The sequence below is a fragment of the Burkholderia sp. B21-005 genome (assembly GCF_020843965.1).
In the GTDB taxonomy this organism is placed as follows: domain Bacteria; phylum Pseudomonadota; class Gammaproteobacteria; order Burkholderiales; family Burkholderiaceae; genus Burkholderia; species Burkholderia ambifaria.
The window spans coordinates 1,709,446-1,730,113 of record NZ_CP086302.1 but is presented as its reverse complement, the minus strand read 5'-3'; the positions used below and the strand labels follow the sequence as shown (position 1 = coordinate 1,730,113).

Annotated in this window: 33 protein-coding genes; 27 read left to right on the top strand and 6 right to left on the bottom strand. The window is 57.7% G+C overall.

Annotated elements, in window-relative coordinates; translation table 11 throughout:
• Nucleotides 1-104: 104 nt before the first annotated feature.
• The 6 genes from LMA02_RS24160 to LMA02_RS24135 all read right to left on the bottom strand — a co-directional run bounded on the left by LMA02_RS24160 (nucleotide 105) and on the right by LMA02_RS24135 (nucleotide 3,060).
• Complete coding sequence (locus LMA02_RS24160) at nucleotides 105-443, bottom strand: DUF2493 domain-containing protein (RefSeq protein ID WP_228907796.1); 339 nt, start codon at nucleotides 441-443, stop codon at nucleotides 105-107.
• Nucleotides 444-578: 135 nt separating this feature from the next.
• Nucleotides 579-725 (bottom strand): hypothetical protein, encoded by a 147-nt coding sequence (locus LMA02_RS24155; RefSeq protein WP_228907795.1) that lies wholly within the window; start codon nucleotides 723-725, stop codon nucleotides 579-581.
• Between the two features lie 3 nt (nucleotides 726-728).
• Nucleotides 729-944: a hypothetical protein gene (locus LMA02_RS24150; protein ID WP_228907794.1), complete on the bottom strand. Its 216-nt coding sequence runs from the start codon at nucleotides 942-944 to the stop codon at nucleotides 729-731.
• A gap of 1 nt (nucleotide 945) precedes the next feature.
• Complete coding sequence (locus LMA02_RS24145; protein WP_228907793.1) at nucleotides 946-1,311, bottom strand: hypothetical protein; 366 nt, start codon at nucleotides 1,309-1,311, stop codon at nucleotides 946-948.
• 144 nt (nucleotides 1,312-1,455) lie between these two features.
• Nucleotides 1,456-1,638, bottom strand: a complete 183-nt coding sequence (locus LMA02_RS24140) for a hypothetical protein (protein WP_228907792.1) — start codon at nucleotides 1,636-1,638, stop codon at nucleotides 1,456-1,458.
• A gap of 690 nt (nucleotides 1,639-2,328) precedes the next feature.
• The gene (locus LMA02_RS24135) at nucleotides 2,329-3,060 is read right to left on the bottom strand and encodes a LexA family transcriptional regulator (protein WP_175739994.1); all 732 of its coding nucleotides are present in this window, start codon (nucleotides 3,058-3,060) and stop codon (nucleotides 2,329-2,331) included.
• A gap of 38 nt (nucleotides 3,061-3,098) precedes the next feature.
• Between LMA02_RS24135 and LMA02_RS24130 the strand changes: the two genes are divergently transcribed.
• From LMA02_RS24130 to LMA02_RS24000, 27 genes are all read left to right on the top strand, one after another.
• Complete coding sequence (locus LMA02_RS24130) at nucleotides 3,099-3,302, top strand: hypothetical protein (protein WP_175739996.1); 204 nt, start codon at nucleotides 3,099-3,101, stop codon at nucleotides 3,300-3,302.
• A gap of 105 nt (nucleotides 3,303-3,407) precedes the next feature.
• On the top strand, nucleotides 3,408-3,785 hold the full coding sequence (locus LMA02_RS24125; protein WP_228907791.1) for a hypothetical protein: 378 nt from the start codon (nucleotides 3,408-3,410) through the stop codon (nucleotides 3,783-3,785).
• Nucleotides 3,782-3,982, top strand: coding sequence for a hypothetical protein (locus tag LMA02_RS24120; RefSeq protein ID WP_228907790.1), 201 nt, complete (start codon nucleotides 3,782-3,784; stop codon nucleotides 3,980-3,982). The genes LMA02_RS24125 and LMA02_RS24120 overlap by 4 nt, the downstream gene beginning before the upstream one ends.
• Nucleotides 3,954-4,205, top strand: coding sequence for a hypothetical protein (locus tag LMA02_RS24115; protein WP_228907789.1), 252 nt, complete (start codon nucleotides 3,954-3,956; stop codon nucleotides 4,203-4,205). Before LMA02_RS24120 ends, LMA02_RS24115 begins: the two co-directional genes overlap by 29 nt.
• Before the next feature lie 380 nt (nucleotides 4,206-4,585).
• Nucleotides 4,586-5,278, top strand: a complete 693-nt coding sequence (locus LMA02_RS24110; RefSeq protein WP_228907788.1) for a hypothetical protein — start codon at nucleotides 4,586-4,588, stop codon at nucleotides 5,276-5,278.
• Complete coding sequence (locus LMA02_RS24105; RefSeq protein WP_228907787.1) at nucleotides 5,275-5,760, top strand: histidine ammonia-lyase; 486 nt, start codon at nucleotides 5,275-5,277, stop codon at nucleotides 5,758-5,760. The genes LMA02_RS24110 and LMA02_RS24105 overlap by 4 nt, the downstream gene beginning before the upstream one ends.
• A complete protein-coding gene (locus LMA02_RS24100) occupies nucleotides 5,751-6,707 on the top strand; it encodes an AAA family ATPase (RefSeq protein ID WP_228907786.1) in 957 nt (318 codons plus the stop codon). The genes LMA02_RS24105 and LMA02_RS24100 overlap by 10 nt, the downstream gene beginning before the upstream one ends.
• Nucleotides 6,695-7,246 carry a recombination protein NinG gene (locus LMA02_RS24095; RefSeq protein ID WP_228907785.1) on the top strand — a complete coding sequence of 184 codons (552 nt, stop codon included), beginning with the start codon at nucleotides 6,695-6,697 and terminating at the stop codon, nucleotides 7,244-7,246. Before LMA02_RS24100 ends, LMA02_RS24095 begins: the two co-directional genes overlap by 13 nt.
• A 1-nt stretch (nucleotide 7,247) precedes the next feature.
• Nucleotides 7,248-7,604, top strand: a complete 357-nt coding sequence (locus LMA02_RS24090; RefSeq protein ID WP_228907784.1) for a hypothetical protein — start codon at nucleotides 7,248-7,250, stop codon at nucleotides 7,602-7,604.
• Between the two features lie 36 nt (nucleotides 7,605-7,640).
• Complete coding sequence (locus LMA02_RS24085; RefSeq protein WP_228907783.1) at nucleotides 7,641-7,865, top strand: helix-turn-helix domain-containing protein; 225 nt, start codon at nucleotides 7,641-7,643, stop codon at nucleotides 7,863-7,865.
• Nucleotides 7,862-8,443 carry a hypothetical protein gene (locus tag LMA02_RS24080; RefSeq protein WP_228907782.1) on the top strand — a complete coding sequence of 194 codons (582 nt, stop codon included), beginning with the start codon at nucleotides 7,862-7,864 and terminating at the stop codon, nucleotides 8,441-8,443. The genes LMA02_RS24085 and LMA02_RS24080 overlap by 4 nt, the downstream gene beginning before the upstream one ends.
• Before the next feature lie 139 nt (nucleotides 8,444-8,582).
• Nucleotides 8,583-9,011 (top strand): hypothetical protein, encoded by a 429-nt coding sequence (locus LMA02_RS24075; protein ID WP_228907781.1) that lies wholly within the window; start codon nucleotides 8,583-8,585, stop codon nucleotides 9,009-9,011.
• Nucleotides 9,012-9,120: 109 nt separating this feature from the next.
• Nucleotides 9,121-9,309, top strand: a complete 189-nt coding sequence (locus LMA02_RS24070) for a hypothetical protein (RefSeq protein ID WP_228907780.1) — start codon at nucleotides 9,121-9,123, stop codon at nucleotides 9,307-9,309.
• A 2-nt stretch (nucleotides 9,310-9,311) separates the two neighbouring features.
• A complete protein-coding gene (locus LMA02_RS24065; RefSeq protein WP_228907779.1) occupies nucleotides 9,312-9,521 on the top strand; it encodes a hypothetical protein in 210 nt (69 codons plus the stop codon).
• A gap of 2 nt (nucleotides 9,522-9,523) precedes the next feature.
• A complete protein-coding gene (locus LMA02_RS24060; RefSeq protein ID WP_228907778.1) occupies nucleotides 9,524-9,793 on the top strand; it encodes a hypothetical protein in 270 nt (89 codons plus the stop codon).
• On the top strand, nucleotides 9,774-11,207 hold the full coding sequence (locus LMA02_RS24055; RefSeq protein WP_228907777.1) for a hypothetical protein: 1,434 nt from the start codon (nucleotides 9,774-9,776) through the stop codon (nucleotides 11,205-11,207). Before LMA02_RS24060 ends, LMA02_RS24055 begins: the two co-directional genes overlap by 20 nt.
• 1 nt (nucleotide 11,208) lies before the next feature.
• The gene (locus tag LMA02_RS24050) at nucleotides 11,209-11,517 is read left to right on the top strand and encodes a hypothetical protein (RefSeq protein ID WP_228907776.1); all 309 of its coding nucleotides are present in this window, start codon (nucleotides 11,209-11,211) and stop codon (nucleotides 11,515-11,517) included.
• A 2-nt stretch (nucleotides 11,518-11,519) separates the two neighbouring features.
• Complete coding sequence (locus LMA02_RS24045; RefSeq protein WP_228907775.1) at nucleotides 11,520-13,763, top strand: hypothetical protein; 2,244 nt, start codon at nucleotides 11,520-11,522, stop codon at nucleotides 13,761-13,763.
• Nucleotides 13,764-13,958: 195 nt separating this feature from the next.
• Nucleotides 13,959-14,348: an FmdB family zinc ribbon protein gene (locus LMA02_RS24040; RefSeq protein WP_228907774.1), complete on the top strand. Its 390-nt coding sequence runs from the start codon at nucleotides 13,959-13,961 to the stop codon at nucleotides 14,346-14,348.
• Nucleotides 14,349-14,411: 63 nt separating this feature from the next.
• On the top strand, nucleotides 14,412-15,449 hold the full coding sequence (locus LMA02_RS24035) for a hypothetical protein (protein ID WP_228907773.1): 1,038 nt from the start codon (nucleotides 14,412-14,414) through the stop codon (nucleotides 15,447-15,449).
• Between the two features lie 14 nt (nucleotides 15,450-15,463).
• Nucleotides 15,464-16,450, top strand: coding sequence for a phage major capsid protein (locus tag LMA02_RS24030; protein WP_228907772.1), 987 nt, complete (start codon nucleotides 15,464-15,466; stop codon nucleotides 16,448-16,450).
• A gap of 10 nt (nucleotides 16,451-16,460) precedes the next feature.
• On the top strand, nucleotides 16,461-17,210 hold the full coding sequence (locus LMA02_RS24025) for a hypothetical protein (protein ID WP_228907771.1): 750 nt from the start codon (nucleotides 16,461-16,463) through the stop codon (nucleotides 17,208-17,210).
• A gap of 75 nt (nucleotides 17,211-17,285) precedes the next feature.
• Nucleotides 17,286-17,750 (top strand): hypothetical protein, encoded by a 465-nt coding sequence (locus LMA02_RS24020; protein ID WP_228907770.1) that lies wholly within the window; start codon nucleotides 17,286-17,288, stop codon nucleotides 17,748-17,750.
• 23 nt (nucleotides 17,751-17,773) lie between these two features.
• Entirely contained in the window at nucleotides 17,774-18,418 is a 645-nt protein-coding gene (locus LMA02_RS24015; RefSeq protein ID WP_228907769.1) for a hypothetical protein, read from the top strand.
• 1 nt (nucleotide 18,419) lies between these two features.
• Entirely contained in the window at nucleotides 18,420-18,773 is a 354-nt protein-coding gene (locus LMA02_RS24010) for a carboxypeptidase-like regulatory domain-containing protein (RefSeq protein ID WP_228907768.1), read from the top strand.
• Between the two features lies 1 nt (nucleotide 18,774).
• Nucleotides 18,775-19,887, top strand: coding sequence for a hypothetical protein (locus tag LMA02_RS24005; protein ID WP_228907767.1), 1,113 nt, complete (start codon nucleotides 18,775-18,777; stop codon nucleotides 19,885-19,887).
• Entirely contained in the window at nucleotides 19,887-20,618 is a 732-nt protein-coding gene (locus tag LMA02_RS24000) for a hypothetical protein (RefSeq protein ID WP_228907766.1), read from the top strand. Before LMA02_RS24005 ends, LMA02_RS24000 begins: the two co-directional genes overlap by 1 nt.
• Nucleotides 20,619-20,668 lie beyond the last annotated feature (50 nt).

Below are 20,668 nucleotides of genomic sequence, written 5' to 3'. Positions count from 1 at the left end.
GATCAACACGCAGCAGATCGCGGCAAGACCTGCGTAAGCGCGACCGCAGGCGCGAAGTAATTCGTTGTCGTCTACCTTGCGGATGCTTTGAAGTGGGGCGCGCATCATGCCTCCATCAATTCAACGCCAGCAGCAAGAGCTTGCTGGATCATGTTTGCGGTACCGCGCCCACCTGGGAATGCAATCACCAGATCAGGCTTGTATTCGAGCATCTTGGCGTTTCGAATCGGTCCGGCCGCTCGGCCATGAAGGCTCCAGTCAGCTTCTACCGTCAGGTAATCCACCTTGCGCCACTTCGCCCACATCTTGCCCAATGCGTCCGCGCCTTTGGCGCCACCCTGAATCAGAAGCGTGATAGGCTGTTTTTCGTGTTGCTCATCGAGAACCGAAAAGCATCGGTCTGTATTGGTGTAATCGCGGCCTCCGCACACAAGAACCTTCATCTCACTCTCCCGTCCTACCTTCGTGAATCCGCTTAGCCCATCTGCACGCGCCTTCGAAAGTCGCGAACCCTAGCGTTACGGCAGGGCAGCTAGCACGTACCTTCCAGTGGCCGTGCTGCTTGAAGAGATGCGGTCTCATTGGATGCAGACCTGCGAGTAATCCACCGTCCGACGAATGAGCCAGTGACGGCAAAGCTCGGGAAGTTCCATGTCCGGGCAAGCAATCTCAATGTAAGCATTGCTAAGCAGCACGATCACGGTATGCAAACGGTGGAAGTTCATGATCTATCTCTCGTCAAAATTGATGGCTTCGGCAAGCTCGAGATCGGACTCCGTACAGCAATGCGTCTCACGCGCGCTGTACACCGCCCGTTGCTCGCGGCGGATGCTCGTGATCTCCAGAGCTGCCTCGTAGCTGCTGAATTCGCCAAGCCAGCGGTCACCATTAGCGCCTGCGTAAAGCGTTCCGCCATTCACGACTAGGGGTTGGGTCCAGTCCATTTCACACCTCTTCTTGGAACATGCCGACCGCCTGAGCAAGCGCTTTCGACAGCTCGTCATAGCAGCAGTCGCAGCTACCGATGAACTCGGCCATGAAGCGGCGGCAGCGCGCTTCCATCGTTTCATTCGGGTCAGCAATGAACCGTTTCGCGAAACCGGCAATCTCGTGCTCGGCCTCGGCCATGCCCGTCTCGTAGCCCGCATCGAAGTTCAATTCGTCGCGAGCTGCCTGAGCCTGCAAGCGCGCGTCCCGATACTCGACGCCGCTCATCGTGTTCGAAAGCGTGGACATGTCACACCCGACCCATGCCACCCGAAGCTGCGCCACGACCACCGCGGGCGCCGGCCGTTCCAGCATTCCCACCATGACCACCCACAGCTTGGTGATCCTGCGTATTCCAGACTCCACCCACGCCGATCGTCGTGACCGGTTGGGTGGTACACGCCACAAGGGCGATCAGAAGTAGTGCGGCGGCGTATTTCATGGTCTTTCTCCTGTAGCGGGAGCGGTTTAGTAGCCGAGCCAGTCGCGCGCGGCCTTCAGCGTCGCCGGAATGGTTTCGTACTCAGTGAACACGCCACCCCTAGCGTCGACTGCGACGCACGACACGTTCAACGTGCCATCGCCGTTGTCGATCGTCGGCTCTGCGGTGCCGTGGCTGTCGATCCAGGCGGCTAAGGTTTGCTCTTTCATGGCTGGCTCCTCGGTTGTTCGTCTGTCGTGACGTTGAGTTCATTAAACATCACGCGGAATCGAATGTCAAGCACGCTATACACGACGGACGAAAAAAAGACCGCTCAAGGCGGTCTTATTGCGGTGCGCAAAATACCTATTTAACTTTGCAGGCAACCATCATCGATCGTTCAGATGTCATGCCGCCGGCGAAAACATTCGATCCGCCCCCGACCGTAGCCATAGGCTCGCCATTGCGATCGAACATGTCGTAGCCAGCCGCTCCGCATTTCTCCCCGGCTGCCGCAAGACATTTGTCCCATCCTCGAGCCATCCCACTACAGTTCAATGCGTAAGCCTTGCGCCCATCGGGGGCATAAGTCTCATGGACGGTTGCACAAGCGGATAGGGCTACGCATATAGCGAAAAGAGAAATGCGGCGCATGGGCTCCTCTCATTGTCGATGGAAAATGGCGCAGCTCGGGTCCGAGCCTGCCGTATACGAACTGCAGTACGGCAATCGGTCTGTTACGGCGTCTACGGCTGCATCATGCGACACCATTTTTATATATTCGAGCTGAGTGAGGCAGTCGTCATGAGAATTCTTGTAGCGGCATGTGAGGCGATCAGCCATATCATCGATCGTCGGCCCAATGAATCGCCATCCAGCGATTGCAATCGCAATCCAGAAGATGCCAACTAGCAGGCCCTTCATATGCGCTCGCTCTGTTTGTGGACTATTCGTCCGATTATTGACGTTTCCCCATTGAGTGGCCGGTCGCGGTAGATACGTTTGTCTTGATTGTCAGACGCCGCAACCCAATGGCCTTCGCTGCGGAACATGCGCTTGATGACCACCTCTCCGTCATAGTTCAGCGCGAACACAATCCCATCTCGCGGGGTAACGTCAGAAGTATTAACAACGACCCAATCGCCGTCAAATAGGCCCGGCTCCATGCTGGCGCCACATACTTTTATAGCGACCAGCTTGTCTGGGTCGTATCCATTCCCGTCGTACCAGCTGCGGTGGAACACAATGGGGGCGTGATCGTCCTCGAGAGGCTCGATTCCGTAGCCGGTGATTCCTGCCGAAATTTTAATGTTCACTCTTCGGATCGCCGGATAGTCTGGGTTCCCATCTAGCGGTATCTCCACCGCCTGGGATGGGATCATCCTGCCACGCCCCGTAGCTAACCAATTCGGAGAAACGCCCAGATATTGGGCAGCTTTTACGAGGTTCTCTCCCTCTAGACTTGTGGTAGAGCCCTTGAACCAAAGCGAGACCGCGCCGCGCGTAACCCCTACGCGGCGTGCAAGTTCGCTCTGGTTGATGCTCTCGTTAGGTCTGGCTTCTTTTGCATGTTCCAGCGCGATTTTTAGACGTTCTGCCAGTGTTTTCATGTTCAGCAGATTAAACGCTTGAACGGTTAGGTTGCTTGACATACAATGTGTCTAGTACGCTCAACACTGGATTTCGGGCCATGACACTCACGAAGCAGCAAGCAATCGAGATCTTCGGCAGTAGCGGCGCCGAACTCGGGCGCGCCCTTGGGCTGAGCCGAGGGCGCATTTCTCAATGGCCGGAACAGCTCGACCAAGATCAAACCGATCGTGTCATTGGAGCTGCCTTGCGGCTCGGCAAGGCGATCCCGGAAGGGTTCAGCGCACCCGCTGAAGCTGCATAACCGTTTCATCTTTTCGTAAGGCGTCGTTAGGACGCCTGACTTAGGCGTCGATGACGTCATTTTTATTCGGGTCGATTGATAACTGGCGCTAACGAGCGATAGAACATGAAATCAAGCGTTATCAACAAGAACGAAAACCAGCTTGTCTTGGACTTCGAGCCGGGTCTGACCGATCGCTTCGGGAGTGCTCGCGAGTGTATGGCGCAGGGCGTCTATCAGCGCGGCCTCAAGCGCGTTGCCGGCGATCTCGATCAGGCTCCCGGCAATCTAAGCGTCCAGCTTTCGGATGACCCGGCGCGGCACCTCTCGCTCGATACGTTCGAGGCGTACCTCGACAAGACGGGCGACCTGACGCCGCTGTACTACCTGATCGAGAAGTTCCTCGGAGATAAGCGGGACAACAAGCAGGCGGCCGTGGCTCAGCTTCAGGCGATTGGCCCTCATCTTGTTGCACTGCTGAAGCAGGTTGGAGCAGACGTATGAGCATCGAAACACTGATCTTCGATCTGGACATGGCGAATCGGCGCCTGCCAGCCGAGCCGACGGACGATTCGTATGATGGCGATGCGATGGGTGAGAGTGAGCGAGACGAGTGGAAGGCCATTCGCGGCCACCTCCCCGAAATCCTCACGATCCTTCAAGGAGTCAGAGATGAGCGGTCCGCAAAAAAAGCAGGCTAAGACGCCTGAACAGATTGCCGCGGAGAAGGCGGAAGCCGAGCGAATCCGCGCAGAAATCACACAGCGCATCAACACGGTTCCGGCATCCGTCCTTGAGGGCTCCGTTCAGCGGGCTCGAGACTGGAAGGAAAAGGCATTCAAGGCCATGAAGCTCTGCGAGCGCGATCGAGTCAGGATCGATGACCTCCGAAACGCTGTCGCGCTGCTGCGCGCATTCGGGTGACGCCATGACACCCCTTCTCGGAGCATGTATCGCATGGGGCGCCTTGTTTATCGGGCTGCTCGGGTTGCTTGGTTGGCTGACGCGGGGGAAATCATGAACGACGAATGCCGCTGTCGAGCCTGCATCCGCGAGCGAGGCGACACCATCCATGGTCTTCCTCGCGAAATGTGCGAAATGATCTGTTGTGCATCGTGCGGCAACAAGCGCTGTCCGCATGCGACAGATCATCGGCATGAATGCACGGGCAGCAACGAGCCCGGCCAGAAGGGAAGCGTCTACGGAGATCCAGCATGAACTGGCTCACTGACGGCTTCCTCTGCGGCTTCTTCGGCATGCTGTTTGTTGGCCTGCCGTATCTGATTGGATCGGGCGAACTCTAAATGGCCGGTGACTGGATCAAGTTCAGGTCGTGTCTGCTTAGGCATCCGAAAGTTGTCCGCATCGCGTCCGCATTGAAAGCGGACAAGTTCAGGACGCTTGGTGGATTGATGTCCGTTTGGTGTCTGTTCGATGAGCAAACCGAAGACGGATTCCTCGATAGCTACACGCTGGATGTTTTGGATGCTGAGGTCGGATTTCCCGGAATTTCGCGCGCCATGCAGTCGGTTGGCTGGCTCGAAGAAACGCCGGACGGCCTTGTCCTGCCTGAGTTTGAGACGCATAACGGGGCATCCGCAAAGCGTCGTGCTCAGGATGCAGATAGGAAGAGGGAAGTCCGAAAAATGTCCGCACCGGAAGCGGACGAAAAGCGGACTAGAGAAGAGAAGAGAAGAGAAGATAAAACCATTGCCGAAAATCGCTTCGCTGAGTTCTGGGCGATGTACCCGAGGAAGGATGCGAAGGCTTCTGCGTTGAAAGCGTTTTTGAAAATTGCACCGGACGAGCAACTATTCGCCGCGATCCTTGCGGGCGTCAAGCGGGCCGAGACTTCGGAGCAATGGCGCAGGGATAAGGGGAAGTACATCCCCTATGCGGCTACGTGGTTGAACCAAGAGCGGTGGACGGATTCCGGAACCTCGCCTGATGGCGGAGTGGATTCTGAATACGAAGACATGATGCGGGGGGCGCTTTGAAGCCGATTGCACGAAACGCGGAAGGGCTCATCGAGCTTCGTCAGCGGGGCTTGCAGCCCGAATTGACGGTGCTGATCTCGCTGGTTGGCCCGCTTCGATACGAGAACGTCACGCTGCTGGCCGACCCGTCGAAGTCCTACGACTGGCGAGCGATTGGTGGCTTGGACCTGGAGGTCATTACGTCAACTAAGGTGCCGTTTGCGCGGATGGTCCGGACGCTTGTTGACGTTGCTGCTGGCGTACCGCGGCGGATGGTCCTGACTTTCGGAGAAGGGCCGCGCGTCGAGTGCGGGGAATGGCGACAGGTGACGGACTTCAAGGTTTTCGACTGGTGCCCGATGGCTATTGGGGGGCCGTCGTGGGATTCGTCGGTGACTCTGGCTAAGACGCTTTTCGGCCAGCTCGGGAAGTCGATTCCTGAGCCCTACGAGGAAGCAATGGCGCTCGTCATCAAGGCGGCTGGAGAGCAGCGATGCGCGTGATTCCAGATGACATCGACTTCACGGCGTACCTGAAGGACGACGACGACGGGCGCGCGTATGTGCGTCCTGCGTCGGAGTGGGCTGATGAAGTGATCGACTATTTCCACGGGCATCAGGAGGTAGTCGGACAGCCTACGCCGTGGGAGAAGGTCGGCGAAAAGGTCATGTTTCGCCCCGGCGAGATGACGCTCTGGGCCGGCGTGAATGGCCACGGCAAGTCCGGGGCTTTGAGCTACGTGATGCTGAGCGCGATGGTGGATGGCGGGAAGGCATGCATAGCGTCGTTCGAGATGATGCCGCAAGTGACGATGCGCAACCTGAACCGCCAGGCTGTCGGCGCATTTTGCCCCGCCGTCGAGTCGATCCGCTCGTTCCATCGCTGGACGGATGACCGGCTTTGGCTCTACGCGCACCGCGGGCAGGTCACGCCGGAGCGGATGCTTGCCGTCACTCGCTATTGCCGTAAGGAGCTTGGTCTTGACCACATGGTCATCGACAGCCTCATGAAGTGCGGGATGGCGCCGGACGATTACGCAGGCCAGAAGGATTTCGTGGACGCCTTGTGCGTGCTGGCTCGAGACACGGGGATTCATATCCACCTCGTCCATCACGTCCGCAAGAGCGAGCGCGAATTCGACATGCCGGACAAGTTCTCGGTGAAGGGAGCGGGCGAGATTACCGACTTAGTGGACAACGTGCTGATCGTGTTCCGTAACAAGCGGAAAGAGGCACAGCTGGAGTCGGAGAAGGATCCGGTGAAGTTGCAGGAGATCGCTTCTATCCCCGACACCTTCCTGATCTGCGCCAAGCAGCGCCATTTCTCGTGGGAAGGAAAGATTAGCCTTTGGTTCGATAAGGACAGTCAGCAGTTGCTCGAACGCCCGAATTCTGGTCGTCGATATATCGATTTCGATTCCGGAAAGTGGAAAGAGGAATGGAAGAGATGAATCGAGTCCTCAAGCCCAAACGCTGCCGCATCTGCGCCCGCGACTTCACGCCGATCTCGAGCATGAGCAAGGTCTGTTCGGTGCCGTGCTCGCTTCAGTTCGCGCGGGACGTGGCGCGGAAGAAGGCGGAGCGGGAAGTGCGAGAGGCTCGGCAAAAGGCGAAGGGCCGCGGCGAGCATCTGGCCGATTTGCAAATCGCCTTCAACACATGGATTCGGATGCGTGATGCGAATAAGCCATGCATTTCGTGCGGGAAGCGCCGTCGTTGCGATTGGAATGCGGGGCACTACCGATCGGTTGGGTCGACGCCGGCTCTGCGATTTGAGCCTCTGAACGTCCATAAACAATGTATCCAATGCAACCTGTACCTGTCAGGGAACCTGACCGCATATCGCATCAACCTGATCGAGAAAATCGGACTCGAAAAGGTCGAATGGCTCGAAGGCAAGCATGAGCCGCTGAAGCTCACGTTGACGCAGATCGAGCAGATGAAGTCGTACTACCGCGCCGAGGTTCGGCGACTCAAAAAGGAGCAGTGAAATGAGCATGAATCAAGCAAATTGGTACCAAGGGAAATTGCAGGCAGCTAGTGCCTTAGGGGCAATCCCTTCACTCGAAAACCAGCGGCAAGAATGGGCCCCCTCGACTATAGCGGCAGACACCGTGCGCTCTTTACTGGAAGCCGCACACCAACACATCGGACTGCTTGAGCAGGAAACGCAGAGACTCGGGGAATCTCTCTATCCGGTGCGCTCGGCAGTTCCGGAAAATGCCGCTCAAAAGCAGGAGAACTATGGAGGCCATCCTGAATGCCTCGAATCCCTCCATGTGTTGATCAGAAAAATCCGTCAGGTAACTGAAAATATTCAGACTCTTACGGCTGAAGTGCGTATCTGACAACCAAGGTTAGGCAGATGAAAAGGGAGTCATGAGATGAAAGAGCCCATGTTTTGTGATCGTCTGCGTGAGTTGCGCAAAGAGCGCCATCTAAGCCAATCGGCCCTCGCTGCTGAATGCCGGCTGTCATCCGAATACGTCTCCATGCTCGAGCGAGATCTCCGTGTTCCTGGCTACTGGACGCTTCTGGAAACCGCTCGTTTTTTTGGCGTCAGTCTGGATTATCTCGCTGGCTTGACGGACCGCCGGGAGATCGCATGATGGGCGCGCCGAAATGGAAGCCGGAAGAAGACGAGATCGTGAGGAAAATCCACGCCAGCGATAAGACGGCCAAGGAATCAGCCCATTTGCTGCCGGGCCGAAGCCATTTCTCGATCATGGGACGCTTTCAATCGCTCGGCCTTCCGAAGCGTGGAGGGCGAGGTCGGTCGCACTATCGGTGGGTGGAAGAGGCAATCATCCGCCTACTGTCGGCTGGTGCCCCTCTGACCGTGCTTGAAATGGCTCAGGCAACGGGCGCCTCATATCACCGGATCCGCGTCACGATGTACGAAGGGCGCGGGACGAAATGGCACGTCTCTGGCTATGCCCGGGTGTACGCCCGCGGCACTCAATCGCCAAAGTGGATGCTCGGCCCAGGTAAAGACGCACCTCAGCCTGCAGCTCTGTCGAAAGCCGAAACCAATCGTCGTGATCGGGAGCGCCGGAGAGTGAAGGGAGGCAACGTCAATCCCTTCCTCACGGCTGCTGGTTTCGTCCAGCCTAAAGAGGCACCAACTGGTCGCGTTTATTCGCAAGACATGACCATTCACCTGCACGATGAAATGGAGACAGCATGAAAAAGGGAAGCGGGTGCGGCGTTTATGGCGGAGACATGACTCGAGATGCGTCGAGGCTTGAGAAAATATGGGATGAGGTTCAAGCGCTGAATCGGGCGATTGGGCCGTGGGGAATCTTTGGAATACGCAAGGAGGCTTGATGTTGGCGGAAACCGAATCGAGCACACCAATAGCGGGGATGACCATGTACGACGAGATCGACGATGCTCTCTACGCTTGGTACAAATGGGCCGATGGCTATCACGAAGTTCGTGGGCATTCTGGTGCCGATCCGACGTGCCGGGATTTCCGAGCCAGCCGCCAGTGGATGGACTACAACGACCTGAATGATTTGGTTGATTACCAGCTACAGAAGACTAAGGGAGAGCTGGTAGATCCTTTGATACAGAAGCTCGGATTACGCCATCGAGTCGCCATCAATACCGCAATGCGGAATATGGACTGCGGAGCGAGCGTCTGGTCAAGCAATCGGAATCCGGATACGCAGGAGACAGACTATCAAGAAGCCAAGGAATTGCTTCGCCCAAAACTTGCATCCATGGGGCTTGTAAACCGCAAAACGATGTAATAGAATCAGAAATTGAAGTGGGCGGAGTTGCGCCCAGAGAAAACCGAACCGAATACCAGAAGCCCGCTAGGCAAGTTGCCAGCGGGCTTTTTGCATTGGAGCCCATGAAATGCCTCTCGACAAGTCAGGATCGAAAGCCTCGGTCGGCAAGAACATCCGGACCGAGATGAAGGCCGGAAAACCCCAAAAGCAGGCTGAGGCCATTGCGCTCAATACGCAACGCGAGGCCAAGGGCAAGTCGAAGCCGGATCCTAAGAAGGTCGGTGCTCGGCTGGCGACGTATAAGAGTGGGTATTGATCGTGAGCTTTCACGAAGCGATGCATGCATTCATGCGCGCCAAAGTTTATGAGCCGGTGCAACGCAACAAAGATGGCACGCGCTGGATTCGCCATCGCTTTCCGGTCAAGGGCGGCATTTCGGCGCTAGATATCATGCTGCTGAATATGAGCCAGAACAATGCGCTGTTCAGCCGCATAGAAGCGGCTAATCGCAAAAGTAGTAAGGGATAGCAATGTCACGCGGATCGAAGCCCGGCGAGCGTCGCGGCGGGCGCCAGAAAGGCACGCCCAACAAGATGACGCAGGACGCCAAAGAAGCTATCGAGTACGTCGCTCAGGGTCTTGGCGGAGCAGAGGGGATGCTCACGTGGGCCCAGAAGGACCCGACGAACGAGCGCATCTTCTGGTCGAACATCTATCCGCGGATTCTCCCGAAAGAAATCAAGGCTGAGGTAGATGCGACGCTCGTGGTGAACGTACACCGTGGAAATCGATCTTCCTAACCTCTGGACGCCTCGTCCATACCAACAGAAGTTGTGGGATTACCTCGGGAACGGTGGCCGCTATGCGTATCAGATTGCACATCGGCGGTGGGGCAAGGATGAAATCGCGCTTCATAACACGGCCTGCGCTGCGTTTGAGCGTGTGGGTTCTTATTGGCATCTGCTGCCTGAAGCTGCGCATGCGCGCAAGGCGATCTGGTCGGCGGTGAATCCGCACACGGGCCGTCGTCGGATTGACGAGGCGTTTCCTCCTGAGATCCGGAAAACGACTCGAGAACAGGAAATGTTCATCGAGTTCGTTAATGGATCCACTTGGCAGGTCGGCGGCTCCGATCGGTACAACACGCTTGTTGGCTCATCGCCGGCCGGCGTGGTGTTCTCGGAATGGGCGCTAGCTAACCCTGCTGCATGGGCCTATGTCCGTCCGATCCTGTTGGAAAACGGTGGCTGGGCTATGTTCATCACGACGCCACGGGGACACAACCACGCAGAGCGGATGTTGAAAGCAGCTCAGTCAATGCCCGGGGCATTCACGGATGTCTCGCTGGCGACGCATACCGGCGTTTTCACGCCGGAAGCATTGGAGCAAGAGCGTCTGTCGCTAATCGCGGAATACGGCCCCGACTTCGGTCAGTCGATCTTCGATCAGGAATACATGTGCAGCTTCGACGCTGCCGTGATGGGTGCGTACTACACCGCTTGGATGGTTCAGGTCCGGGCGGAGAAGCGAATCACGGATATTTCGGTCGATCCGAATCTGCCGGTGAACTTCGCGGCTGACTTGGGGCGCACTGACGATACGTCAATCTGGCCGTTTCAGGTGCCGTGGCGGTCGGTCCATGTACTCGGCTTCCATTCGAGCCATGGGCACGATGTGGCGTTCTACCTCGACTACATCTGGGGTTGGCTGCAGAAGCGTGGTGCGAAGCTCGGCAAGCTTTATCTGCCGCACGATGCCAAGGCAAAGACGCTAGCCAGCATGGGTAAAAGCGTGCAGGAGCAGTTCATTGAGGGTGTCGAAAAGGACGGCCGAAAGATTCCCGGTCTTGGCTGGGATCATGTCGAGATCGTGCCGTCACTGAGCGTGCAGGACGGTATTCAGGCGGTTCGGGCGATGTTCCCGCGCGTCTGGTTCGATACGTCATGCGACAAGGACGATAGCGCGGGCTTTACTGGCATTGACGCGCTGTCTCAATACCGACGTGAATTTGACGACGACCGGAAAGTGTTCCGCGAGATTCCGCTGCACGACTGGTGCTCGAACCCGGCAGATGGATTCCGCTACCTGGCGATCGCAGCGCAAGAAGAAAAGGCCGCCAAGCCACCTCCGCCGCCCCCGAAATTCCCGCAAGACCTGACCATCGATCAACTGATCGCCCGCTCGCGTTCGCGCCGGCTGGCAGAGGATGCCTGACATGCAACAGAACTACCCATTTCAGCCCCGCGGTGGGGCTACGGGAAGCGTCAGCCTCGCTGTCACTGCTTCCGCTCAGAACATGGGGCTGCCGGTCGATGCTGTCGAAGGCGGTTCAATCCGGATGGTGAACATCGGCACGCAAGCCGTCTATTTCTCATTCGGTGGCACGGCGACCGTAGCAAACTCGATGCCAATCCTGCCGAACACGGAAAAGACGTTTTCGATTCCACCGGGCACGACGGCGATTTCGGCCATTGCGGGTTCGACAGGATCGACGCTCTACGCAACGCTGGGTGACGGCATCTAACCATGGCTGAACTCGACACCACCGCGCTCGCGACGGTCGATACTCCGAAGGACTTCGGCCGCGGTGCCGAGGCTGAGTATCGTCGCTGGTCGGTGGAACTCGCCTTGGCGAAGAAGCGCATGAAGGACTGGCGCACGCAGGCGAAGAAAGTCTGGGATATCTATCACGGCAAGAGCGTTCAGCGGAAGAAGAATAGCTTCAACGCTCTCTGGGCGAACACGGAAATCCTCGCTCCGTCGATTTACAACACGCTCCCCACGCCTGATGTACGACGGCGTTTTGCGCAGCAGGATCCGCTGGGTAAAGCTGTATCGGAGGTCATGAATCGGTCGTTGACGTTCAATGCCGAGACGACCGATTTCGACGCTGAGATCCAGATGGACATTCTGGATATGCTGATCGTTGGCCGCGGCATCTCGCGGGTGCGTTATGTCCCTGACCTTGTGCAAGTTGGTGATGTCAATCAGACCGGCATCGAGGCTGAAGAGACGAATCTCGAGCACGAGGCGCAGGAAGGCGAGCAGAACGAGGAACTCGCATGGGAAACGGCGCCAGTTGAGCATGTGAAATGGGACAAATATCTGTGCGGCCCGGGTCGTTCGTTCAAGGAAATCCCTTGGTGGGCCTTCGAGCACGATCTGACGCGCGATGAGCTGGTCGATCGGTTCGGCGATGAGATCGGCAATGCCATTCCGCTGAACGGTGGGCCGGCTGATACGGATGTTGAGCGCGAGCGCATTAACGACGATCAGTCGCTCGCGCTATTCAAGACCGCGAAAATATGGGAAATCTGGGACAAGGACAGCCGCACGGTGAAATGGCTGGCCGAGGGCTATCCGAATGGCTTGGCAAAGGTCGAATCTGATCCGCTGAAGCTGCAGCAGTTCTTCCCGTTCCCCAATCCGCTGCGTGCGATCGCCGATTCGGATACGTTCGAGCCGACGACGCTGTATGAGCAATACAAGGAGCAGGCAGAAGAACTCGATCGCGTCTCGACGCGCATTAACAAGATCATGAGCGGCCTCAAGCTGCGGGCAATCTATGATCCGTCGCTTGGCACGCAAGTTGCCGAGCTGTTCCGCGGTGAAGACAATGACCTGATTGCTGCTGATCAGTCGATCAAAGCGTTGTATGAGGCTGGCGGTATCGCCAACGCCATCTGGTGGGCGCCGATCGAGCAGGCAGCGAAGGTGCTCGACGTGCTTCGGCAGCAGCGCGAGCAGTGCAAGCAGGTCATCTATGAGTTGACCGGCCTCGCCGATATCATGCGCGGGGCTTCCGACCCATCCGAGACGAAGGGCGCGCAGGATCTGAAAGTAGCGTTCGGCATGACGCGCCTTTCGCGCATGCAGCGTGACGTACAGCGATACATTCGCGATCTGTTCGCGCTCCAAGCGGAAATCATGTGCGAACGGTTCCAGATCGACACGCTGAAGCAGATGACGCAGGTTCAACTGCCGACTGACGCCGAGGTGATGCCACAGCGCTTCCAGATGATGCAGCTTGCAGTGACTGCGAAAATGCAGGGGGCCAATGTGCCGCCTCTGCCGCCGAAGCCAATCACGTGGGAAGACGTGAAAAAGGCCATGTCGGATGATGCGCAGCGCACGTTCCGTGTTGACATCGAGACGGATTCGACCATTGCTGCTGCACAGCAAGAGGATGCGAGCGATCTGCAGGCGGTCATCTCGGCAATCGTCGAACTGGTGAAAGAAGTAGGGCCGATGGTGCAGATGGGAGTATTGCCGTTCCCTGCATTCAAGGAACTGCTGCTGATGACCGCGCGCAAATTCCGCATGGGATCGAGCGTAGAAGACGCGATCGACCAGATGCAGCCGCCGAAGCAAGGGCAACCGCCGGTTCAGCTACAGGTCGAGCAGATGCGGCAGGAAGGTAAAAAGCAAGAAATCGCCGCTCAAGCCCAAGCAGATCAGCAGCGTGCGCAAGCAGATGCGCAGGTCGAGTATGCCAAGCAGCATGCTCAAGCTTTGCAGGCTCAGCAAGAGAACGCGCTCGAGGCCCAGCGCAACCAGTTGCAGGCTCAGAACGAGGCAATGCTCGAGCGTATGCGCGTTGAGAGTGATGCAGCGCTTGAGCGCATGAAGGCTGAAATGCAGGCGCAAACGCAGCTTCTGCTGCAGGCCATGAAGAACCAGAGCGCATTGGAAGTCGCAGAAATCACGACTGGTGCGCAGCTTGAGGCCGCCCAGATCAGTGCGGCCCAAGCAGGAAAAGGAGATGAATGATGGGATGGATTCTTGTAATTCTTCTCACAAGCGGGACGGAGGGAGGGGCGGCCATTGATAGCCATCTGCAATTTTCCACTCAGGCTGAATGTCAAGTGGCTGCAAAAAGCATTTATGACTCACGGGCAGTGACGAATTCACTAGGGTGGCCGTTCAGCGCCCGCGTTGCGCTTAGCTGTGTGAAGGTTGGTTGATATGCCTCTCTACACATTCCAGTGCCCGCAATGCAAACGGGCCGAAACAGCCTTCCGCAAGATTGCGGAGCGCAACGAAGCCCCGGAATGTCGGCATGGTGCCGGTGCGTTTCGTATGCAGCGCATTGTCGAGGCGCCGGCAGTGCAGACTGATTTGCCGGGATACACGTCGCCGATCGATGGCCGCTGGATCGAAGGCCGCCGCGCCCGCACTGAAGACCTGAAGCGCAATGGTTGCCGCCCATGGGAAGGCATGGAAACCGAACGAAAAGAGGCAATCAAGCGCGCCGAAGCTGCTGACGCTGAGTTCGGCAAGAAGATCGAGAGCGGAATTGCCGAGGTCTACAACGGCCTGAGCACCGAAAGTCAGCGAGCGCTGCAGCAACTATGAAAGCGAACGCACAACAACATACAGCCGCCTTGAGCGGCTTTTTTTACGCCCAAGGAGCCTGAAATGTCGGAAAACGTGACGATCGACGATACCTTGCGAGACACCTACGCGAGCATCATGGGTCGCGGTCAGGAGGGTGATTTCGCGAATCATGAGCCGATTGAACCTGTTGAGCCGGTAGATCCGACTGAGCCCGTAGATTCAGAGCCTGCAGAACCAGCGGAACCGCAGGACCCTGCAGAACCAGCGGAACCGACCGATCCGGAGCCCGCCGAACCCGCAGTTTTCCGTCCGCCATGGAAGAAAGCGGCTTTGGCCGAATGGGAAAAGCTCCCCGAGATGGCTCGCAAGGAAATCGAGCGGCGTGAGAACGATTTCCACAAGGGCATCGAGCAGTACAAAGCGGGCGCTCAAGCAGCTCAGGAATTTGAGCGGGCGGTTCAGCCGTACATGGCGACCATCCAGAGCCTCGGTGTCACGCCACAACAGGCAGCCTCGCATCTGATGGGCGTTGACCATCAATTGCGGTACAGCGCCATGCCGCAGAAGGTCGGGATGCTTCTGCAGATCGCCAACAGCTATGGCATCGACCTGCAGACGCTCGCAAATGGCATTCAAGCGCATGCCGGCGAACAGGTTTGGCAGCAACAAAATCCGGTCGATCCGCGGTTGCAACAACTGCAGCAGCAGGTCGGTCAACTCACTCAACACATCACCAACACGCAGCAGAAAGCCCAGATGGCCGAACACTCGGCAATCGACGGCGAAATCGCTGCGTTTGCCTCAGACCCGGATCACGAGCATTTCGGGATTCTTCAGAACGACATGGCGGTTCTCTTGCAGAACGGCCTTGCGAAGGATCTTGATACCGCTTACGAAATGGCGATGCGGCAGAACCCGCAGACGTACCAGATTTGGCTCGCTCAACAGCAGCAAGAGTGGGACGCACAGCGGAAAGCGACGGTTGCGAAGGCAAAGCAGGCAGCAGCGAACAACGTTCGGCCCAACGGCCGGGCAAGTGTCGGTCAGCCCTCGAATGCCAACGAAACCATGGAGCAGACGCTCGAGCGCGTGGCGCGCGAGCAAGGTCTCATCAACTGAATTAGGAGCCCATCATGGCATCTCCCGGTCAGTCGAGCCTGTTCAACGCTTTCACCGAACTGGTATCGACCACGTATCGCAATCACAAGAAGACGGTCTCGGACAACGTGTCCAAGCACAACGCCCTCTATCGGCGCATCGCGTCGAAAGGTCGCGTTCGCCTGGAAGACGGCGGTCTGTCGATCGTTTGCCCGCTGGATTACCAAGCGAACTCGACCTATCAGCGCTATAGCGGCTACGATGTGCTGAACATCAACGCCGTCGATGTGCTGACTGCAGCGGAATATCCGTGGCGCCAAGCAGCGGTGAACGTCGCCGCTTCGGGTCTCGAGCTTCGCACGAACTCCGGTGCTCAGCGGATCATCAACTTCACGAAAGCCAAGATCACGAACGCGCAACGCTCGTTCGCGAACGGCCTCTCGTCGGACATCTATTCGGATGGCACGGCTTCGAACCAGATCAACGGTCTGCAAGCCATCGTCGCTGATAGCGGTGTCGGCACGGTCGGTGGTATCAATGCTTCGACATGGGCTTTCTGGCAGAACATCGTCCAGTCGGCTGCTGCTCCGCTTCAAGGCGGCGGCGCAATCACCCCGAGCGCGACCACGATCGAATCGCTGATGCTCCCGCTCTGGATCAAGCTGACCCGCGGCACGGACACGCCGGACATGATCGTCATGTCTGACGACTACTTCGCGTTCTACGAGCAATCGCAGACTTCGCTGAAGCGTTACGCGCCGGAAGACAACGGCCAAGGCGGCATGGTGTCGATGAAGTACAAGAACGCCGATGTCTTTTTCGACAGCTCGGGCGGCATCCCGGCTCAGCATGCGTATTTCCTCAACACGGATTTCCTCGAAATGGTCGTCCATCGTGACGCCAACATGGATATGCCGGAGGAACTGCGCAGCGTGAACCAAGATGCTGTCGTGATGCCGATCCTGTGGCAAGGGAATTTGGTCTGCTCGGCCCGATTCCTTCAAGGCGTCCTCAAGGCGTAAGGAGAACGACATGACCACTGCAGCAACTCAGTATCCCCTGATCGGCTCGCAGCCGGTGGGGAACTTCTTCACGCCGGACAACATCCAGCGCCACCCGCTCGGCGCACAGATCTCGTTCGATGATCCCTACTGGGGTGGTGGCGATGCGATGTATCTCGCCATTCCCACTTCGACCGCGCTGAAGGTTGGCGAAGTCGTGGTTTGGGACGGTACGAACAAGATCGTCGACGTTCCGAACACGGCAAACCTCGGTATGCCGGTCGCGCTGGCGATGAATGCCAACGTCTCGGACGCCAACAACGTTCAGTACGGCTGGTTCCTGATCTCGGGCCAAGGGGTCGCTCTGTCCACGGCAAGCGTTGCCGCCGCGGCTCAGATCGGCATTGCGGCTGCTGGCAAGCTGGGTGCAGTTTCGGCCGGCAAGCAGATTCTGAACTGCCGTGTCGAAATTGCGGCTACGACGACTGTCGTCAAGGCGAACACGCAGACCACCAACGGTTCGCCGTTGCTGCGCGTTTCGAACTCTGACGGCTGGTTCGTGGGGGCAGCGCTCAGCGGCACTGGCATTCCGGCTTCCACGTCGATCGGCGCAATCTCGGCTGACGGTCGCACGGTTTCGATGGTGCAAACCGGCACGACGACGGCTCAGAACGCAACCGCAAGCGGTTCGGTCTCGGTGACTGGCACGTACAACGACGGCACGAACTTCTGGAACGTGCTGGCGATCAACGCGCCGTTCGCACAAGGCCAGATCACGTAATCCCTGCTGTCTCCTTGGGGGTCCTTTGCGGCGCATTCCTTCGGGTCTGCGCCGCGCTTTTTGGAGGGTTGAGAAATGTCGGATGAAGTGAAAGAAGATGCAGCGCCGTCCAGCACGGAGCCGGCGCAAGCCGTGGAACAGCCGGGGGAAGCCCACGTCGCTGCGTCGGATGTGGCCGCGTCATCTCCCGTCGAATCGGTCTCTGTAACGCTTGCCTCCACCGACGTTGGATCGTCACAACCCGTCGCAAGTTCGCCCGCTAATGAACATCCAATGCTTGCCGCTCCAGCGGATGGCAAACAATACGATCCTGCGACAGGGGATCAAGTTGGTGCTTATGGGGCTACTGCAGGCCAGGAGCCAGTGCCAGATTCAGCGCGAACGGCATTCGAACAGCGCGTCGAGCAGCGCTTCCTGCAAGTCGAAGCATTCATCGTGAAATTGCCCCATTCGATCGCCCATGCCTTCCATCAAGGCAGTGGCAGTGTCGAAGAACTCGCCCAACGTGCAATTGCGCACCTGTTCGGCAAAGACCAATAACCCATCAATCCAAGGAGAACGTCATGGAAGGCTTAATGTTGCAACATAAGGGCAGTCGTCCCCATATTCGTTTCGAAACGCGCCCGATCGAGGATCGCGCCGCTTCGATCGAAGCGGGCCGAAAGGTCTATGTCGATATCGATTGGGTGATCATCACGCCCCCTGGCGGCAAGGATGTTCGTGAAGATCATGCAGAAGCATGGCTTGCGAAAATCAAGGCTCAATCGGAAGTCGGTCAATACGATTTCGAATGGGTAGATGCCTTCAAGAAAATGTATGCAATGTATAAGGAAGGCAAAGAGTTGCCGGAAGACGGCACCCCATTGCGCATGTGCACGACGCTGTTTTCGCCGGCAGAGATCGCGAACTGTCTCGGTGTGAATATCCGCACGCTCGAGGATCTAGCTGGAGCCACTGAAGAAGCACTAGGACGTCTCGGGATGGGGGCGCGTGCGCTGAAAACTCGGGCTCAGACCGCGTTGAATACAGGCGATGGCAAAGAGGCGGCAATGCGTGTCGAGGCTCTTGAAGTCGAGAATTCTTCGCTGAAAGAACGCGTCGCCGATCTGACCGCAGTCGTCAACGAACTTAAAGAGCAGATGGCTACGATGATGCCGCTCGAGCATCGCCGTGGCCCGGGGCGTCCTCCGAAACAGGAAGGAGCATAACGTGCAAAAATACCAGAACAACGTCATTTTGAGCCCTGGCGGAATCGCGGTCCCGAATGCTAGCGTTCTGGTGACCAACTATCCGAGCGGCACGACGGCGACGATCTATTCCGACAACGGATCGACGGTGACGGCCAATCCGCTCACGACTGACCAGAACGGCGCATTTGGCTTCTATGCGGCCGATGGTCACTATCAGTTGCAGATCAGCGGGAACGTCTACGGGAACGCAATCACACCGGTGACGGTGAACGACGTTTTGTTGGTTGATGTTCTCCCCGCTGATCTTTCCACCTCTCTGCCCGGAAGTTCTGGAAAACTCTGGAACAACGGCGGCGTCATCTCGGTTTCCTGACATGCTCAAAAGAATCCTCATTGCGACCACGATGTGGCCGCTGTTGGCGCTCGCGCAGAGCTATCCATCGCCAACGTTCAATAACGTCACGGTCCAAGGAACGCTGACTGCTGCCACGCCCGCATTCACCAATCCCTTGCCAGTTTCGTCTGGTGGCACTGGCGTATCTAGTGCGAGCGGTACTGCGCTGGACAACATCACCGGTTTTTCGAGTACGGGATTCCTGACACGGACCGGCGCGGGCGCCTATTCGTTTCAGAGCCTGACAAACGGCATTACGCTTTCGAACATTGCCCAGATCGCCGCGAATACGCTGCTCGGCAACGCGACTGGCTCGACCGCGAACGTTACTGCCGTGACGGTGACCGGATGCAACGGCGCCGCACAAGCGCTTCAATGGACGAATGGATCGGGCTTCGGATGCAATTCGTCGATCGCGACTTCCGGGGCGAACGCCAATATCACCAGTTTGTCCGGCCTCACGACCGCGCTGTCTGTTGCGCAGGGCGGTACCGGCCGCCAGACGCTCACCGCGCATGGGGTTTTGGTCGGAGAGGGAACAAGTGCGATCAATCAGCTGGCTGTCGGCACGACCGGGCAAGTGCTGGTGGGCGCGACCGGTGCAGATCCGGCGTTTGGGTCGAGCGTGGGCGCCATTACGTTCACGGGTGCGATCACGCCATCAAGTACCGCCGGCATCGTCGGCACCACGACGAACGACAACGCCAATGCCGGGAGTGTTGGCGAATACCAAAGTGTCACTGGGGGTTCCACGGCTCTGACGAGCGGCAGTTACGTTGACCTCGCGACTCTTTCCCTTACGGCTGGCGATTGGTCAACCCAGTGCACCGTGAACTTCAACGGTAGCGCGCTCACCGCATCTGTTGTGGTGGCCGGCGTCAATACGGTGGCAAACACACAGCCGGGTGCTACGGCAGGGGCGTCGCAATTCCTGACTTTTGGTAGCGGGACGCTGACGGGCGCGAACATGACAACGCCGGTGGTGCGCGAGTTGCTGTCCGGAACCACCACCGTTCGGTGTGGCGGAAGCATGACTTTTTCCGGCGGCTCAGTAAATGCGACTGGGACTCTCACGGCTCGGAGGGTTCGCTAATGCCTATCGTCGTCCAAGGCCAGACTGGTTCAGTCTCGTGCCTTTCGCTGATTCAGGATGTCGCGCAACGGCTAAACATCCCATCACCTACAGTTGTCGCTACTTCGACTGATCCGGCAATTCTTCAGCTTCTCGCTCTCTCGAACAAAGAGGGTGAATGGTTGGCGAACAAGAATTGGCAAGCATTAACACAGGAAGCAACGTTCACGACTTCGGCTCAAGAGAATCAAGGATCGCTTTCGTTGATCGCGCCGTACATGAAGAACATCATCAACGACACGATGTGGAACCGCGATCTGCGGCGCCCAGTGTTCGGGCCGATGACGGCGCAGCGGTGGGAGCAACTCAAGGCGATGGTGATGCAGGGTCCATGGAATCAATTCCAGATCCGCGGCGGCAACATTCTGTTCATCCCTATCCCAGTAGCAGGGCAGCATATCTGGTTTCAGTACACCTCGCGCAACTGGTGCCAGTCATCGAGTGGCATGGGGCAGGTCAAGTTTCTGGCAGACACCGATACGTTGGTGCTTCGTGATGATCTGTTCAAACTCGGCCTCGAATGGCGCTGGCGCAAGGCGAAGGGTCTGGAATACGCGCAGGATTTCGCTGATTACGAGGACTTCCTGCAAGATTGTATCGCGACGGATGGCACGAAGGATGTCATCAATATGGGCGACGTGAAATACGACATCTATCCGGGGATCTTGGTCCCGTCCGGGAGCTGGTCGTAATGATGCGGCGCCCGGTAGTCGCTCCGCGCCGCAGCCAAGCGTCACGGACG

Bases quoted from the DNA above. Each gene is read 5' to 3' on its own strand.
- LMA02_RS24060 (WP_228907778.1), top strand. From the start codon at position 9,524: ATGTCACGCGGATCGAAGCCCGGCGAGCGTCGCGGCGGGCGCCAGAAA.
- LMA02_RS24000 (WP_228907766.1), top strand. From the start codon at position 19,887: ATGCCTATCGTCGTCCAAGGCCAGACTGGTTCAGTCTCGTGCCTTTCG.
- LMA02_RS24130 (WP_175739996.1), top strand. From the start codon at position 3,099: ATGACACTCACGAAGCAGCAAGCAATCGAGATCTTCGGCAGTAGCGGC.
- LMA02_RS24070 (WP_228907780.1), top strand. From the start codon at position 9,121: ATGCCTCTCGACAAGTCAGGATCGAAAGCCTCGGTCGGCAAGAACATC.
- LMA02_RS24030 (WP_228907772.1), top strand. From the start codon at position 15,464: ATGGCATCTCCCGGTCAGTCGAGCCTGTTCAACGCTTTCACCGAACTG.
- LMA02_RS24150 (WP_228907794.1), bottom strand. From the start codon at position 944: ATGGACTGGACCCAACCCCTAGTCGTGAATGGCGGAACGCTTTACGCA.
- LMA02_RS24125 (WP_228907791.1), top strand. From the start codon at position 3,408: ATGAAATCAAGCGTTATCAACAAGAACGAAAACCAGCTTGTCTTGGAC.
- LMA02_RS24005 (WP_228907767.1), top strand. From the start codon at position 18,775: ATGCTCAAAAGAATCCTCATTGCGACCACGATGTGGCCGCTGTTGGCG.
- LMA02_RS24160 (WP_228907796.1), bottom strand. From the start codon at position 443: ATGAAGGTTCTTGTGTGCGGAGGCCGCGATTACACCAATACAGACCGA.
- LMA02_RS24085 (WP_228907783.1), top strand. From the start codon at position 7,641: ATGAAAGAGCCCATGTTTTGTGATCGTCTGCGTGAGTTGCGCAAAGAG.
- LMA02_RS24120 (WP_228907790.1), top strand. From the start codon at position 3,782: ATGAGCATCGAAACACTGATCTTCGATCTGGACATGGCGAATCGGCGC.
- LMA02_RS24035 (WP_228907773.1), top strand. From the start codon at position 14,412: ATGTCGGAAAACGTGACGATCGACGATACCTTGCGAGACACCTACGCG.
- LMA02_RS24145 (WP_228907793.1), bottom strand. From the start codon at position 1,311: ATGGTGGGAATGCTGGAACGGCCGGCGCCCGCGGTGGTCGTGGCGCAG.
- LMA02_RS24110 (WP_228907788.1), top strand. From the start codon at position 4,586: ATGGCCGGTGACTGGATCAAGTTCAGGTCGTGTCTGCTTAGGCATCCG.
- LMA02_RS24115 (WP_228907789.1), top strand. From the start codon at position 3,954: ATGAGCGGTCCGCAAAAAAAGCAGGCTAAGACGCCTGAACAGATTGCC.
- LMA02_RS24075 (WP_228907781.1), top strand. From the start codon at position 8,583: ATGTTGGCGGAAACCGAATCGAGCACACCAATAGCGGGGATGACCATG.
- LMA02_RS24040 (WP_228907774.1), top strand. From the start codon at position 13,959: ATGCCTCTCTACACATTCCAGTGCCCGCAATGCAAACGGGCCGAAACA.
- LMA02_RS24015 (WP_228907769.1), top strand. From the start codon at position 17,774: ATGGAAGGCTTAATGTTGCAACATAAGGGCAGTCGTCCCCATATTCGT.
- LMA02_RS24050 (WP_228907776.1), top strand. From the start codon at position 11,209: ATGCAACAGAACTACCCATTTCAGCCCCGCGGTGGGGCTACGGGAAGC.
- LMA02_RS24045 (WP_228907775.1), top strand. From the start codon at position 11,520: ATGGCTGAACTCGACACCACCGCGCTCGCGACGGTCGATACTCCGAAG.
- LMA02_RS24135 (WP_175739994.1), bottom strand. From the start codon at position 3,060: ATGTCAAGCAACCTAACCGTTCAAGCGTTTAATCTGCTGAACATGAAA.
- LMA02_RS24140 (WP_228907792.1), bottom strand. From the start codon at position 1,638: ATGAAAGAGCAAACCTTAGCCGCCTGGATCGACAGCCACGGCACCGCA.
- LMA02_RS24100 (WP_228907786.1), top strand. From the start codon at position 5,751: ATGCGCGTGATTCCAGATGACATCGACTTCACGGCGTACCTGAAGGAC.
- LMA02_RS24080 (WP_228907782.1), top strand. From the start codon at position 7,862: ATGATGGGCGCGCCGAAATGGAAGCCGGAAGAAGACGAGATCGTGAGG.
- LMA02_RS24090 (WP_228907784.1), top strand. From the start codon at position 7,248: ATGAGCATGAATCAAGCAAATTGGTACCAAGGGAAATTGCAGGCAGCT.
- LMA02_RS24020 (WP_228907770.1), top strand. From the start codon at position 17,286: ATGTCGGATGAAGTGAAAGAAGATGCAGCGCCGTCCAGCACGGAGCCG.
- LMA02_RS24025 (WP_228907771.1), top strand. From the start codon at position 16,461: ATGACCACTGCAGCAACTCAGTATCCCCTGATCGGCTCGCAGCCGGTG.
- LMA02_RS24095 (WP_228907785.1), top strand. From the start codon at position 6,695: ATGGAAGAGATGAATCGAGTCCTCAAGCCCAAACGCTGCCGCATCTGC.
- LMA02_RS24155 (WP_228907795.1), bottom strand. From the start codon at position 725: ATGAACTTCCACCGTTTGCATACCGTGATCGTGCTGCTTAGCAATGCT.